Here is a 14,060-nt window from a genome sequence, read left to right as displayed (position 1 = left end):
CCTAACTTCCAGCGCCCAGGTCCGACGCGTATACCCGGAACCGCCGTACGACGCGGCCGCCCATCGCCTCCATGGCCTTGTTCATGTTGCGGTTGGTCTCCAGGATCCAGCCCATCTCGCCCCACTTCTGCTGCACGCGGGTCGCCGTGTCGAAGTGCTCGACGTAGAGCCCCGCGGCGATCCCGGTGTGCTGGTACTCGGGCTTGACCCCGAGGAAGCCCACGCGCACGCGGTCGATCGTCTTGGCCTTGCGCAGGTAGTGCCACCAGCCGAACGGCAGCAGCCGGCCGTTCATCTTCGCCAGCACCTGGTTGACGTCGGGCACCGTGATCGCGATCGCGGCGGTGTCGCCCTCCGCCGTCTCGGCGACCATGAACCAGTTGCGGTCGAAGACGAGCTGCATCTCCTGCGCGTAGACGTCGAGGTCGCGCTTGGAGTACGGCACGAAGCCCCAGTTGTCGCTCCACGCCGCGTTGTAGACCTCGGCGAAGCGATCCATGTCCTTGCGCAGCGAGCGGCGCGACATGCGCCGGATCCGGATGCCGTGGCGCGGCTCGACCTGCTCGGCGAGCTTGAAGATGATCGGCAGGATCTTCGAGCGGTCCGCGATCACCAGCTCGTACATGAGCAGGTCGACCTCCTTCGCGAGCCCCGCCTGCTCGCACAGCCGCTGGTAGTAGGGCGGATGCCACGGCTGGCGGATGAACGGCATCCGCTCGAAGCCCTCGATCATCACGCCGAGCTCGTCGTTGATCGTGAAGTCCATCGGGCCGATCAGCCGGTCGCGCCCGTGCGCGCGCAGCCAGGCGCGCGCCGCGTCCAGCAGCGGCGGCAGGATGTCCGGCGCGTCCTCGAGCTCGAGGAAGCCGAACATGCCCCAGCGGTTGTCGTGGAACTCGTTGAAGTGCTCGTCGTACTGGGCGCTGATGCGGCCCACGACGCGCCCGTCGCGCTCGGCAAGGAACAGCTGCGCGTCCCCGTGGCTGAAGAACGCGTTCTGGCTGCGCATGAGGAAGATCCGGCGCTCCAGCCGGAGCGGGGGCACCCACACCTCGGAATTAGAATGCAGCCGGTACGGGAGCTCGATGAACTCCTTGATGTCCCGCCTTGACGAGACGGGACGAACGACCACGCTCACGGAGACGGACCCTACATGCCGACCGCCATCGACGTCTTCGCCAAGGTCCGGGGGCACGAGCGCTCAGAGCAGTTGCGCGCCGCCCGCGAGGCCGACCTGCTGCCCTACTTCCGGCGGCTCGAGGGGCCGGCGGGACCGGTGGTGGAGATGGAGGGCGCCGAGCGGATCATGCTCGGCTCCAACAACTACCTCGGGCTCACCGCCGACCCGCGCGTGATCGCCGCGGCGCACGACGCGATCGACCGCTACGGCAGCGGCCTCACCGGCTCGCGGCTGCTCAACGGCACGCTCGACCTGCACCTCGAGCTCGAGGCGGAGCTGGCGGAGTGGATGGGCACCGAGGAGGCGATCGTCTTCTCGACCGGGCACCAGTCCAACATCGGCGCGCTCGGGACGATCCTGGCGCCGGGCGACACCGTGATCGCCGACTCCGGCGACCACGCGTCGATCCTCGACGGCTGCCTGCTCTCTCGCGCCAAGCTGCGCCCGTTCAAGCACAACCGCCTCGACCGGCTGGAGAAGATGCTCGAGCGCGCCGGAGAGGACGGCGGCGGCGTGCTCGTGGTCGTCGACGGTGTGTTCTCGATGGAGGGCGACGTCGCGCCGCTGCCGCGGATCGCCGAGCTCGTCAAGGGCCACGGCGCGCGGCTGATGGTCGACGAGGCGCACGCGGTCGGCGTGCTCGGCGCGCGCGGGGCGGGCGCGTCGGAGCTGCTCGGCGTCGAGGCCGACGTCGACCTGCGCATGGGGACGTTCTCGAAGTCGCTCGCCTCCTGCGGCGGCTTCATCGCCGGCCCGCACGACGTGATCGACTTCCTGCGCATCTCCTCGCGGGCGTTCCTCTTCACGGCCTCGAACGTCCCGGCCTCGGTCGGCGCCGCGCTGGCCGCGCTGCGGATCGTGCGCAGTGAGGAGGGCCCGCAGCTGTTCTCCCGCGTGCTCGAGAACGCCGCCTACCTCAAGCAGGGGCTGAGCGGCCTCGGCTTGAAGGTGGTCGAGGATCCCTCCGGGATCGTCACGCCGGTCGTGCCGGTCGTCGTCGGTGACGACTGGAAGGCCGTGCTCCTCTGGCGCGCGCTCTACGACGCCGGGGTCTACGTCAACGTGGCGATCCATCCGGCCGTGCCGCCGGGCGGCGCGCTGCTGCGCACGAGCGTGATGGCGACGCACGACGCGGCGACGCTCGATCGCGCGCTCGACACCTTCGCGCGCGTCAAGGCGGCGTTCGAGTCAGAGCACGGCGCGCTGCCATAGCAGATACATCGGACGAAACACCCCACTACAAATTCCTTGCTCTTTGCGAGTGCGGAGGGAGATCGAGCGTTGAATCTTCCTTCGAAGTAGGGCTAGCCTGCGGGCCGCGGTCGAGCGCTAGAGCGCAGACGCTCCGGAAGAGGGACACCGGGTAGTAGCGGGGCACAACTCGAAACGGTCAATGGGACGTCCGGTAGGGCACGGACAAGGCCGTCCGAGGCTGCGCGCGCGCGCACCCGACCGCGAGCAATACGGCAACAACCCCCCACCGTGCGAGGGTGGGATAGCGGGGAGGTTTCATGGACGCAACTGCGACAGCACCTGCGCCTCAGCACATGCGGGCGCTCGCGCAGGCAAACCGCGTGCGGCTCGCGCGCGCCGACCTCAAGCGCCAAGTGGCGGAGGGCGAGGTCGACGTGGCCGGTGTCGTGCTGAGCTGCCCGTGGGAGGCAGAGAGCATGACGATCGCGGACCTGCTGATGAGCCAGCATCGTTGGGGGCGGACCCGCTGCCGCAGGTTCCTGGCATCGATCCCGATGCTGGAGACCAAGACGATCGGTTCGATGACCGAACGTCAACGCAACGCGCTCGCCGCCCAGTTGAACGGCGAGCCTTCGGCAGAGCGGCTCAGCCTGCAGTTCGTAGGCACCTGACGTCGCGGCGCCGGCGAGTCGCCTCGCTAAGCGGGCGGCCCGCCGGCGCCGAATCCAGGTCCGGCCGTGGCGATCTCCACGACGTGACCGTCGGGATCGCGCAGGTAGAGCGAGTGGAACGCGCTGCGGTGCAGCACGTCCGTGCAGTCCACGCCGCGGTCGCGCAGGTAGTCGCGCCAGGCCTGCAGCTCCTCGACGCTGTCCACGCGCAGCGCGAAGTGGTGCGTCGAGCCGGTGCCCACGACGCCCTCCGGCAACTGGGGGTACTGCATGAAGCTCACCAGCGAGCCGTCGGCGGTCCCGAACCACACGTGGCGGGCGGCGGGGTCGTCGTCGGACGGGCCGTCGTGGACGATGCCCAGTCCGAGCACGTCGCGATAGAGGCCGATGGTCCGGTCCAGGTCGCGGCAGATCGCGGTGACGTGGTGCACCCCGCGGAGCCGCATGCGTTTCTCGTCGCCCACGCGGCTGAGGATATTGGGGCTATGCGGTCGCCCGCCTCCACGCCCCGCGCAAGAGCGTGAAGGCGGCGCCGAAGACGGCGACCGCGACGATCAGGACCAGGGGGACCGGTGCGCCCGCCACCGCGAGCGCGGCGGCGATCGCCACGGCGGGCGCGAGCGCGAGCACCAGCGTGTGGCTGCGGTGGCCCGCGAAGTGCTCGCGCAGCGTCGTGTCAAGGCCGCCGAGCGAGCCGAGCGCGAGGCCGAGCAGCAGCAGCGTGCGGCCGCGGCGGCTGTCGCTCGTGATCAGGCCCACGACGATCAGGACGAGCCCGACGAAGACGGCGATCTCGACCAGCGGCACCGGGTGCCAGGGCGCCTTCGGCCGGTCCTCCAGGCGTGGGCGCGTGCGCCTCGGCGGGCGCGGCGGCACTGCGGGCGCGGTCGGCCTCGTGCGGCGCTTGCGGTTGCGGCGGCTCACGTTGGCCGCCGAGGGTAACGGGCAGCCGGACGAGACCTTGACGCGCCACCAGCCCGTGAGCACGCCGACCGGCCCGAGGCGCGGGAGGACGCGGTAGCTGGTGCAGCCCGGGAGGCCGAGATCGGCGTTGCGGATCCGCGTGCCCTTGTGGGCGAGCGGGTTCTCGAGCATGTCCAGGAGCAGGGCGCGCGCCTGGGACTGACGCGCGCTCTGCCGCTCGCGGGCGTGATGCGCCGCGGTCACCCGGCCCGCGAGGTCGTCGCGGGCGCGCTCGAGCTCGGCGAGGTCGAGCAGATGGGGACGGCCGGGAGCGCCGGCGCGCGCCGGAGGCGGGGCGACCGGCGGATAGGTGGAGGCGAGGATGGTCGCGAGCTCGCCCTCCAGGCGTGCGATCTGCGCGCGCAGGGAACGCCGGGCGGCGAGTGCATCCGCGGGGGCGATCGACTCGACGACGAACATGGTCAGCGCGAGCCTACTCCGCATGGCGCCGGGCTCCAACGCGGGCGTCAGGACGCTGCCCCGATCGGGTGGGATGACGGGGCGCCGGGCCGCCGAGGATTGCCGCCTCGCCGCCGGGACGGCCGTATGCTCGGGCCTGTGCCGCGCAACGATCCCTCCGACACCGGCGGGCTCTTCATCGGGCGCCGCCCGGGCACGGGGCCGCTCCACTACCGCGCGGCGCCGGAGCGCGGCGGCGCCGGGCGACGGCGTGCCGACGCGATCCTCGCCGCGGCGGTCCTCGCCGTCGAGGTCCTGCTGTGCCTGTCGGTCTGGGGTCCGCAGCCGGCCGGGTGGCTGTGGGTCGGCTCGCAGGTCGACTACTGGACGGGCTCGGTCTTCCTCGGCATCGTGGTCGCGTTCGCGGGCGTGATCGCGACGCTGTTCCTCACGCTCTCGCTCGCCACCCGCCTCGATCGCGTCTGGCGACTGCTGCGCCGCGCCGCCGGGTTCGAGCAGCGCGATGGCGTGCTCGGGCGCATCTTCGGCGCGACCGCGATCGTGGCGCTCATCGCGTTCGGGTTCTGGTTCGTGGTCATCCAAGGCCCGGGGCCGCAGCTCGCCCCGCGCTGATGCGGCGCTTCTTCGACTACTACCGCCAGTTCGAGGAGCTGCCGCACGAGGAGGTCTCGCGCGAGCTGCGCGAGCGCCGCGACGCGGAGCGCGCGCTCGTGGGCCGGCCGTCGCTCGACCTCTCGGGCTCAGGCTGGCACGAGCCGCCGCACCCGGAGGTCGTCAACGCCGCGACGTTCGCTCTGCGGCGGGCGGTGAACGCGTACCCCGACCCCACGCCGCTGCGCGCCGCGATCGCGCGCTCCCACGACGTCGATCCCGCGCGTGTGGCGATCGGGCACGGCGCAGGAGAGCTCCTGCGCGCGGCGCTGCGGATGGTCGCGCGCGACGGCGAGGTCGTGGTCGCGTGGCCCGGCTGGGGCCGGCTGCCGCGGTTGGTGAGCGAGGCGGGCGCGAGCCCGGTCCCGGCGACGATCGCGGAGATCGCGGGAGGCGACCCGGCCGCGACGCGCGCACGCGCGGTCGTGCTGTGCCGCCCGGCCGATCCGACCGGCGCGTTCGTCCCGGGCGCGCGACTCGCCGGGCTCGCGGGCGACGGCTGGCTGATCCTCGACGAGGCGCTCGCCGGGTTCCTCCCGGACGGCGAGGACGCGCTGCTCGACCGCCCGCGCGCGATCCACGTGCGCTCGTTCTCCAAGGCGCACGCGATGGCGGGCTTCCGCGTGGGATACGCGATCCTGCCGGAGGGCGTGCCGGCAGAGCCGCTCGAGCCGGTCCACGGGGTCGGCGCCCCGGCGCTCGCGGGCGCGCTGTGGGCGGTCGAGAACGGCGCCCCGTACGTCGCCGCCCGCCGCGCCGCGGCAGCTCGCGAGCGCGAGCGGCTGGCCGCCGGCCCGTTCGCGGTCGAGCCGGGCCACGGCCCGTACGCGTGGGTCGAGACCGCGGGCATCGCGCTCGCGGAGGAGCTCGCCGCACGACGCGTCTTCGTCGCCCCGGGGTCGGCGTGGGGCGACGACGCCCACGTGCGCGTCACGCTCCGCGACGCGGCATCGACGGGCCTGCTGCTCGAGGCGCTGGAGGACATCACGCGGACCCGCTGACCTCGCCGCGGCTGAAGGACGAGCGCGACGACCACGGAGGCGGCCGCGACCCGCGCGCTCACGGCGCGTACGCGGACTCGCACCGCTTCGGGCGGCGGCGCTGGAGCTGTGCCACGATGCCGGCGAGGGCGATCAGCGCGGCCGCCCCGAAGCCCCAGCGGTAGCCGGTGATGACAGGCTCCCCGGCACCCTGGCCGAGAGCGGCGGCGAGGCTGACGATCACCGCGACCCCGAGCACGGTGCCGACCTGCGCCGCAGAGTTCAGCAGCCCCGAGGCGAGCCCGGGGCGCTCCGGCAGCGCGGCCGTGCCCGCGGCGGTCGAGCCGACCGAGGCGACGCCGAGCCCGAAGCCCATGATCACCGACGCCGGGATCAGCGCTCCGGTGCTGAACAGCAGCGAGCCGGCGGCGACGCCGAGCAGCCCGGTCCGCATCCCGCCGACGCGGCCGCCGAGCAGCGAGCCCGCGATCACCGCGACGTTGAACGGCATGCACGCGAGCCCGGTCTGCGTCGCCGAGCGCCCGAGCACCTGCTGCTGGTAGAGGATCGACATCAGCATCGCCGGCGTCGTCGCCGCGGTCAGCGCGGCGGCCACGAGGTTCGCGCGCACGAACGGCCGGTTGCCGAGCACCGCGAGCGGGAGCAGCGGGTCGCGCGCCCGCCGCTCGACGGCCGCGAACGCCGCGAGCAGGATCACTGCCGCGGCCAGCGTGCCGAGCACGACCGGCGAGCCGAACCCGCGCGACCCGGCCTGCGTGAAGGCGAGCACGAGGGCGACGAGCGCGGCGGTCACGGTCGCCGCGCCGGGGAGATCGAGCGAGCCGCGCGCCGCAGCGGCGGGGCGGCGCTCGCCTCCGCCCCGCAGCAGGCGCCCCGCCAGCAGCACGCCCGCGGCGCCCAGCGGCACGTTGACGAAGAAGATCGCCTCCCATCCCACGTGTTCCGTGAGGATCCCGCCCAGCACCCAGCCGCTCGCGCCCCCGCCCGCCGCCGCGGCGGTCCAGGCGCCCAGGGCGTGCGGCGCCCGCGTCGCGGTGACGAGCGCGAGCGCGGCGGGCGTCATCAGCGCGCAGCCCGCGCCCTGGATGGCGCGCAGCGCGACGAGCGCGGCCGGCGACGGAGCGAGCCCGCAGCCCGCCGACGCGGCGGTGAACACGGCCAGGCCCGCGACGAACAGGCGCCGGCGGCCGAACACGTCGCCCGCGCGGCCGCCCGCGATCAGCAGTCCGCCGAACGCGAGCGTGTACGCGGTCACGACCCACTGCAGCGAAGCCGGGCCGAATCCGAGGTCGCGCTGGATGGCGGGCAGCGCGACGGCGACGATCGTGGTGTCGAGGACGGCCACGAACTGGGCACTGCACAACAGCGCGAGGACCATTGCGCCGGAGCCTACCCGAGACTAACGGATTCATTCGTCGAATCCGTTAGGCTTTCGAGCCGTGACCATCGAACGCTGGTCCTGGCTCGGCGAGCCGCTCGCGGCGGACTTCGCGAACACGGTCCGCCGGCGCGGCCAGGAGTACGAGGAGCAGCTCGAGCACCCGCAGCACCTGGTGGACTGGGCGCGGCACGAGGGCGTCGAGCTCGAGCGCCCGGACGCCGCGCAGCTCGAGCGCGTGCGCGAGCTCCGCGATGCCGTGTTCGCGATCCTGCTCGCCGCGACGAGCCGCGAGCCGCCCCCGCCCGGCACCGAGCGCCTCGTCAACGCCGCGCTCGCCGCCGTCCCGCTCGTGCCGCAGCTGCAAGGCGGCGAGGTCGTCCTCACCGCGCCGGGCGATCCGCCGGCGCTCGACGAGCTGCTGGCGCGGGTCGCCGCCTCCCTGCTCGACCTGCTCGGCGATCCCGCGCTCGCGTTCTGCGACGCCCCGAGCTGCGGCCAGTTCTTCCTGCGCCACCGCCGCGACCAGCGCTGGTGCGGCCCCGCCTGCGGCACCCGCGCGCGCGTCGCCAGGCACGCGCGCCGCTGAGGTTCAGCGCACGGGGGGACGAGACGCGCATCGCATTCGCGCCGGCGGTCGGCATCGTCTCCGGAGCGGGCACTGAGCCGCGCGCGGCGCGCGGGGAATCTCGCGGGCGCGTCTCGGGATCGGCGAACTGCGCGGGTAAGGGATGCGGGTCTATCCCGCCCGGCGGGATGACGATCACCCACGATCATCGCCGCGCCCCATTCGCGCACGAACGATCATTCCCGCGCGGGAGCTCCGGGAGGTGCCTCACGAACCTTCGAGCTATTCGAAGGTTCGTGAGACACGCCCTCCCCCACGCGGCGCAAATCGATACCCGCGAAGCGCACAGGCAAACCGACCCACTCCCTTACCGGCGCAGTTCGCCGGGCCCGCCGACGCGAGATGCGGAGACGGCGCAGCTCGCCGGCGCCGCCAAGGCGAGATGCGGAGACGGCGCAGTTCGCCGGGCCCGCCAACGCGAGACGCATTGACGGCGCAAATCGCCGCCCCCGCCGACGCGAGACGCGCAGACGTAGGCGACCGCGCGGGCATCGGCCGGCGTCCCTCGCCACGCATGGGTCGCGACCCTACTCGCGGGGGGCGAGCAGCTCGGCCGCGGTCCAGAGGGCCTCCTCGACCGCGATGTCCGGGACGCCCTCCGCGAGGATCGCGTACAGCGTCAGCGCCCGGGTTCCCCGCTCCACGGGCTCCTCGGGCGGCGCGAACAGCTCGGCGACCCGCTCCAGCTCGCCGGCGACGACGATGCGCCCACCTTCGAGGACCAGCCGGAGCTCGCGCTCGCCGGGCACCGCCCAGACGCCGACCTCGGTCTCGATCGTCGCCGTCGCGAGCGCGTCGGCCAGCAGCACGCGCGATTCGAACCCGCCGACCAGCAGGCGCCCGACGACGAGCTCCTCGACCGGGATGCGCCGCGTGTCCGGCTCGAGCCCGAGGTGGCGGAAGAGGACGCGATATGCGTGCGGGATGGCGCGGCTGCGCAGCGCGATCGCCTGCGCGCCGCGGTGGCGGTCCGACAGCGCGCGCAGCCGCGCCCGCAGCTCCGGCGGCGTGCGCCGCAGCGGATCGCCCGTGAGCATGACGTGGCAGAACGCGATCCCGAGCCCGGGCAGCTCCGCGGCGATCGCCGGGGCGACCGCGCCGGCCCGCACGACGGGCTCGCCGGTCATCGCCCCACCGCCTCCAGGCGCCGTACCCGCCGCTCGACCTCCGCCTCGGACTGCGGCCCCGCCGTCGACTCCAGCACGGCTCCGCCGCGGCGGGCGAAGACGAGCGTCGGGCAGACGACCACGCCGTACTCGTCGGCGACGGCGGCGTCGTGGTCGTAGCCGACCGGCAGCGTCCAGCCGCCCTCGCGCACGAACCGGCGTGCCGCCGCCCCGTCGGCGCGCACGTCGATCGCGGCGAACGCGACGCCCGGGTGCCGCGCCCGCACGCGCTCCAGGACGCCGAGCTGATCGCGGCACTCGCCGACCGGGGCGAAGACGAACGCCAGCACGACGGGACCGCGCTCGGCCAGCTCGCACGAGTTGAGGACGTCCGGGCGGCGGACCGTACAGGCGGGGCGCTCCCCCGCCGCGCCCTGGCCGGAGCGGAGCGCGACGTTCGCGTCGCAGCGCCCGCGGCACGAGGAGCTCGCCAGCGGCATCGCGAACGGCGGCAGCCGGGCGCCCGCGGGCAGCCCCTTCGAGCCGGCGGAGTCCGACGTCACCGTGTTGAGCGTCACCCAGCCGAGCAGCGCGACCAGCACGAACGCCACGATCCAGCGCGTCATCGCCTCACCCCGCCCGGGAGAATCGCCCCCTGGGCGATTGCTCCCAGCGACGCGAGCGCGCAGCGCGAGACGTCGCCCGTCACCCCGCCCGGGAGAATCGCCCCCTGGGCGATTGCTCCCTGGGCGATTGCTCCCAGCGACGCGAGCGCGCGGCGCGAGACGTCGCCCGTCACGCCGCGACGGAGGCGCGCCGCCGGCCGCGGCGCGGCAGCCTGACCGCCCGTCGCTCGGCCAGCACGAGCACCGCGGGGAGCACCGCGAGCACGCCGAGCAGCGACACGCTCAGATCGACGACGGTCACCAGCCCGAAGTCGCGCAGCATCGCGATGTCGGACGCGACCAGCACCGCGAAGCCCGCGATCGCGGTCACGCCGGAGGCGAGCACGGCGGCGCCCGTCGAGTGGTACGTCCGCGCGAGCGCCTCCGCCGGATCGAACGCCGCGCGCTCGGCCCGGTAGCGGGCGCAGAGCAGCACCGAGAACTCCGTCGAGATCGCGATCACCAGCGCGCCCAGCGCGGCCGACAGCGGGTTCAGCGACACGCCGAGGACCCATAGCAGCAGCGCCGACCAGCCGGTCGCGAACGCGATCGGGACGAGCGGCACCCAGGCCCGCTCCCACGACCGGTACACGGCGAGCAGCGCGAGCAGCACCGCGAGCAGGCCCGCGAGCGTCGTCGCCAGTCGCCGCAGCGGATCCGCCAGCGCGTGGTTCGCGTCCGCGGCCAGCACCGGCAGCCCGGCGAGCCTCGCCGTCACGCCCGCCGGCGGGTGCAGCGAGGCGCGCATGTCCTGGATCACGTCGTGCTGCTTGTCCAGCGACTCCAGCCGGATGCCGAACGCCAGCACCGCGGTCCGGCGGTCGGGCGTGATCGCGGCCCGCGAGAAGTAGGCCGGGACCGCGTCCAGCAGCGCGCGCACCTGCGCGCGCGTCGCCGAGGACCCCGGGCTGCGGAACAGGTCCGGAAGCGACAGCGCGGGGCACAGCGCCGCGCGTCCGCAGCCCTGCGCGGCGGAGTAGCCGTGCCGCCGCAGAAGCCGGTTCTGGTAGTCGCGCATCCACGCCACGACCTTCGGCTCGGTCAGGTCGGGGGCCTGCACGAGCACGTCGACCTCACCGGCGACGCCCGTGTCGTGCTGCAGCGCGCCGAGGTCGCGCACCGACGCGAGGTCCTGCGGCACCAGGCTCGGCAGGTCCGAGACCACGTGGACCTGCGTGTCGAGCGCCCAGCCGCCGAGCGCGAGGACGAATGCGGCGGCGACCACGCGGCCGGGACGGCGGATCACCCGAGCGGTGAGCGAGCGCACCGGCGGCAGCGGCAGCCGGACGCCGTCGAGGATCTCCGATGCCCCGCGCAGCGACCGCGACAGCGTCCCCTGCGACGCGCGGCGGCGCACTGAGAGCACCGCCGTCACGACCGCGACCGCCAGTACCAGCCCCACCCCGACGCCCACGATCAGCAGCGCCCCGAACCCGCGCACCATCGGCACCGGCGACAGCAGCAGCACCAGGAACCCGGCCGCCGTCGAGAGCGCCGCGGTCGCGATCGCGGGCAGCGAGCCGCGCGACTGATACTGGATCGCGTAGTCGACCACGAGCCCGAGCAGCACCGGCAGCACGGCGATCGACGCCAGCGTCAGCGGCAGGCCGAGCAGCGACAACCCGCCGAACACGACCGCGCACGCGCCGAGCGCCACCGCGAGCGGGAGCAGCCGCAGCCGCGCGCGGAACACCAGCACGAGCACGACCGCCATCACGATCACCGCCACGAGCAGCAGCCGCAGCGTCGATCCCGCCAGCCGGCCGACCAGGTCGTCCGCGAGCACCGGCACGCCCGTCACCACGTAGGACGCGCCGCCCGAGAGCTTCCACTGCGGCATCCTCACGACATCGCGGATCAGCTCGATCGCCCGCGCACGCTGCGCATCGCTCAGCCCCGGCTTCAGCCGCACCGAGATCAGCGCCGAGCCGGCGCTCGGGAACAGGTACGCGAAGCGCGCCTTCGGCACCCTCGCACCGCGGGCCGGGTCGAACACGAGCTGGTACACGAAGTCCGGGTCGTTGAGCCGCGGCGCGCCGGTCAGGTTCAGCCCGTACTTGGTGTTGAGCGCGATCAGGTCCTGCGCGAACTGCGCGTAGACGAGCTTCGCCGCGCCATCGCCGAGCTTCTTGGCCTGCGTGCGCGACCTGCCCTGCGACAGCGCCAGCTTGCGCGCCGCCAGGGCGGCGCGGTCGGCCTGCGCCGCGCGCGACTTCGTCTGCGCCTGCAGCTGCGCCGTGATCTGCTCGACCGCCGAGTTGATGAACGTCCCCGGCCCGTACACGACCTGGACCGGCTTCAGCCGTCCGAGCTCCCCGCACGCGCCTGGTGCGCGGACGCCGCGCGGCACGTTGCCCGACAGGCACCCCTCGATCCCGACCAGCCGGTTGAGGTCCTCGGTCAGCACGATCCGCGCCAGGTCGCCGCGCACGAGCACGTAGACGGCGTCGTCTCCGAACTTCTCGTGCGCGACCTCCGTCGCCGCCCCGGAGGAGCCGACGAGCGAAGCCGTCGAGGCCGAGGGCGCGAGCCGCAGCGCGAGCCCGGCGCCGGCCAGCACGACGACCGCGACGACGGCGAGCACCGCCCACGGCCGGCGCCGCGCGAGGTCACTTGAGCGCATTGACATGCGGGTACTGCGTCTTCTCGCCGCCGAAGTCGAAGGCACCCTGCTTGCGGCACGGCGGCGCCAGCGAGCCCGCGCTCGCGCCGCCGCCGAACGCGAACTGCTGGATCTTCTGCAGCAGGTCGGCCGGGATCAGCGCCGACGCCTGGTCAGGCGTCAGGGGCACCTGCGGGATCGGCGGCAGCTGCACCAGGCCGCCGGTCACGTCGGTCACGGTCTGCGTGACCGTGTTGGTGACGCCGACCGGCACGTTGCTGATCGAGGGCAGCAGGTTCGACGACGAGCACTGGCGGTCCTCGTAGACCGGGATCCCGCCCTGGGCGAGCTGGTCGAACGTGCCGGGCTTGGCGTAGGGATTCGGGCGGTTGGTCGGCAGCCGGCGCGGATAGACGGCGAGGTTCTCCGGGTTGAGCGGGTTCGTCGTGCGCAGGTAGTGCAGCGTCGTGCCGGGATCCTTGGCCTGCGTGGCCGACGCCGCGTTGGCGAAGAACGACGTCATGTCGCGCTTGTAGAGCGAGAGGAACTGGATCATCGGCGTCAGCTGCTGCGTCGCCGGCCCGAGCTGGCCGATCAGCGGCCGCGCGTCCTGGAGCACCTGCTCGGCCGCCGGGAAGCCCTTCTTGGACGCGTCGATCAGCGGCTGCAGCTGCTCGAGCAGGTTCTTCAGGTCGGGCGCCACGTCGGCGAGGTCGCGCAGCGTCGGCGACAGCTCGCGCGCCGCCGGCCGCAGCTGCGTCACCAGCGGATCGGTCGTCTCCGAGAACTGCGTCAGCCGCCGGAGCGTCGTCTGGGACTCGGTCTCGAACGTCGGCAGCGCCTTGAACGCCGCCTTGAGCTCCTCGTCGCGCGAGGCCGTCGTGCTGAGCACCGTGTTGGTGTTGCGGATCAGCGAGCGCAGCTGCCCGTCGCGCTCGTTGAGCGCGCCGAACACGACGCCCGTGTTCGAGATCAGGCGCGACAGCGCGCCCTCCTGGCGGTTGAGGATCCCGACCAGCGTCGCCGTGTCGTCGGCGAACGGGCCGAGGTTGCCGAGCGCGTCGTTGAGGTCCTGCCCGCGGTCGCCGATCGCCTGTCCCTGCGCCTGCATCCACTGCTGGAACGCGGCCCGCGTCGGCGGGTCGAACGTGCGCACGATCTCGTCGAGCTCGACCGTGTCGGAGACCTGCGAGGCGGCCAGCGTCCCGCCTTCCGGGATCGGCCGCGCGCTGCGATGCCCGGGGGTGAGCTCGACGTAGGTCTCCCCCAGCAGCGTCTTCTGGCGCAGGATCGCCTTCGCGTCGGAGGGCAGCGGCGCGTACTCGGGGTCGAGCTGGATCGTGACGTCCGCGCGGCCCGTCCGCTTGTCGGCATCGATCGTCTTGACCTTGCCGACCGGCACCCCGGAGATCCGCACGTCGGCCTCGGTCGAGAGCTGGCCGGCCTCGGCGAAGGAGGTGTGGAAGCGGTAGCCCTTCGGCTTCAGCGGCACCGGGCCGCCGAACGCGAGCCACAGGAACAGGAGCAGCCCGAAGCACGTCAGCGTGAAGAGCACCATCGCGGCGATCTTCCAGATCGAGGGGGCGGACTTGACCATCGGC

At 73.6% G+C, this 14,060-nt stretch carries 13 protein-coding genes; 5 read left to right on the top strand and 8 right to left on the bottom strand.

Going from position 1 to position 14,060, the window contains the following annotated elements; all coding sequences use genetic code 11:
- Nucleotide 1: 1 nt before the first annotated feature.
- Complete coding sequence (locus H958_RS37185; RefSeq protein WP_156027972.1) at nucleotides 2-1,138, bottom strand: hypothetical protein; 1,137 nt, start codon at nucleotides 1,136-1,138, stop codon at nucleotides 2-4.
- A gap of 15 nt (nucleotides 1,139-1,153) precedes the next feature.
- Between H958_RS37185 and H958_RS0113785 the strand changes: the two genes are divergently transcribed.
- Together H958_RS0113785 and H958_RS0113780 are read left to right on the top strand one after the other, a co-directional pair.
- Nucleotides 1,154-2,392 carry an aminotransferase class I/II-fold pyridoxal phosphate-dependent enzyme gene (locus H958_RS0113785; protein WP_028059097.1) on the top strand — a complete coding sequence of 413 codons (1,239 nt, stop codon included), beginning with the start codon at nucleotides 1,154-1,156 and terminating at the stop codon, nucleotides 2,390-2,392.
- 335 nt (nucleotides 2,393-2,727) lie between these two features.
- Nucleotides 2,728-3,045: a hypothetical protein gene (locus H958_RS0113780; protein ID WP_028059096.1), complete on the top strand. Its 318-nt coding sequence runs from the start codon at nucleotides 2,728-2,730 to the stop codon at nucleotides 3,043-3,045.
- Nucleotides 3,046-3,071: 26 nt separating this feature from the next.
- Here H958_RS0113780 and H958_RS37180 read toward each other — a convergent pair whose 3' ends face one another.
- Nucleotides 3,072-3,509, bottom strand: a complete 438-nt coding sequence (locus tag H958_RS37180; protein ID WP_081685862.1) for a VOC family protein — start codon at nucleotides 3,507-3,509, stop codon at nucleotides 3,072-3,074.
- Nucleotides 3,510-3,528: 19 nt separating this feature from the next.
- Nucleotides 3,529-4,428 carry a hypothetical protein gene (locus H958_RS0113770; RefSeq protein ID WP_028059095.1) on the bottom strand — a complete coding sequence of 300 codons (900 nt, stop codon included), beginning with the start codon at nucleotides 4,426-4,428 and terminating at the stop codon, nucleotides 3,529-3,531.
- Nucleotides 4,429-4,566: 138 nt separating this feature from the next.
- Between H958_RS0113770 and H958_RS0113765 the strand changes: the two genes are divergently transcribed.
- Nucleotides 4,567-5,040 carry a hypothetical protein gene (locus tag H958_RS0113765; RefSeq protein WP_156027970.1) on the top strand — a complete coding sequence of 158 codons (474 nt, stop codon included), beginning with the start codon at nucleotides 4,567-4,569 and terminating at the stop codon, nucleotides 5,038-5,040.
- Entirely contained in the window at nucleotides 5,040-6,080 is a 1,041-nt protein-coding gene (locus H958_RS0113760) for an aminotransferase class I/II-fold pyridoxal phosphate-dependent enzyme (RefSeq protein WP_028059093.1), read from the top strand. Before H958_RS0113765 ends, H958_RS0113760 begins: the two co-directional genes overlap by 1 nt.
- Nucleotides 6,081-6,138: 58 nt before the next feature.
- Here H958_RS0113760 and H958_RS37175 read toward each other — a convergent pair whose 3' ends face one another.
- A complete protein-coding gene (locus H958_RS37175; RefSeq protein WP_051324232.1) occupies nucleotides 6,139-7,458 on the bottom strand; it encodes an MFS transporter in 1,320 nt (439 codons plus the stop codon).
- A 61-nt stretch (nucleotides 7,459-7,519) separates the two neighbouring features.
- Here H958_RS37175 and H958_RS37170 point away from each other — a divergent pair, with 61 nt between their 5' ends.
- On the top strand, nucleotides 7,520-8,047 hold the full coding sequence (locus tag H958_RS37170) for a CGNR zinc finger domain-containing protein (RefSeq protein ID WP_051324231.1): 528 nt from the start codon (nucleotides 7,520-7,522) through the stop codon (nucleotides 8,045-8,047).
- Between the two features lie 566 nt (nucleotides 8,048-8,613).
- On the opposite strand, the gene H958_RS0113745 is transcribed toward H958_RS37170, so the two are convergent.
- The 4 genes from H958_RS0113745 to H958_RS0113725 form a co-directional block, all read right to left on the bottom strand.
- Complete coding sequence (locus tag H958_RS0113745; protein ID WP_028059092.1) at nucleotides 8,614-9,213, bottom strand: hypothetical protein; 600 nt, start codon at nucleotides 9,211-9,213, stop codon at nucleotides 8,614-8,616.
- The gene (locus H958_RS0113740; protein WP_028059091.1) at nucleotides 9,210-9,818 is read right to left on the bottom strand and encodes a TlpA family protein disulfide reductase; all 609 of its coding nucleotides are present in this window, start codon (nucleotides 9,816-9,818) and stop codon (nucleotides 9,210-9,212) included. The genes H958_RS0113745 and H958_RS0113740 overlap by 4 nt, the downstream gene beginning before the upstream one ends.
- 169 nt (nucleotides 9,819-9,987) lie before the next feature.
- Nucleotides 9,988-12,480 (bottom strand): MMPL family transporter, encoded by a 2,493-nt coding sequence (locus tag H958_RS0113730; protein WP_028059090.1) that lies wholly within the window; start codon nucleotides 12,478-12,480, stop codon nucleotides 9,988-9,990.
- Nucleotides 12,467-14,056, bottom strand: coding sequence for an MlaD family protein (locus H958_RS0113725; RefSeq protein WP_028059089.1), 1,590 nt, complete (start codon nucleotides 14,054-14,056; stop codon nucleotides 12,467-12,469). Before H958_RS0113725 ends, H958_RS0113730 begins: the two co-directional genes overlap by 14 nt.
- Between the last annotated feature and the right edge of the window lie 4 nt (nucleotides 14,057-14,060).

It is taken from the genome of Candidatus Solirubrobacter pratensis (assembly GCF_000425945.1).
In the GTDB taxonomy this organism is placed as follows: domain Bacteria; phylum Actinomycetota; class Thermoleophilia; order Solirubrobacterales; family Solirubrobacteraceae; genus Solirubrobacter; species Solirubrobacter pratensis.
This window is presented reverse-complemented; position numbering and strand designations above follow the sequence as displayed.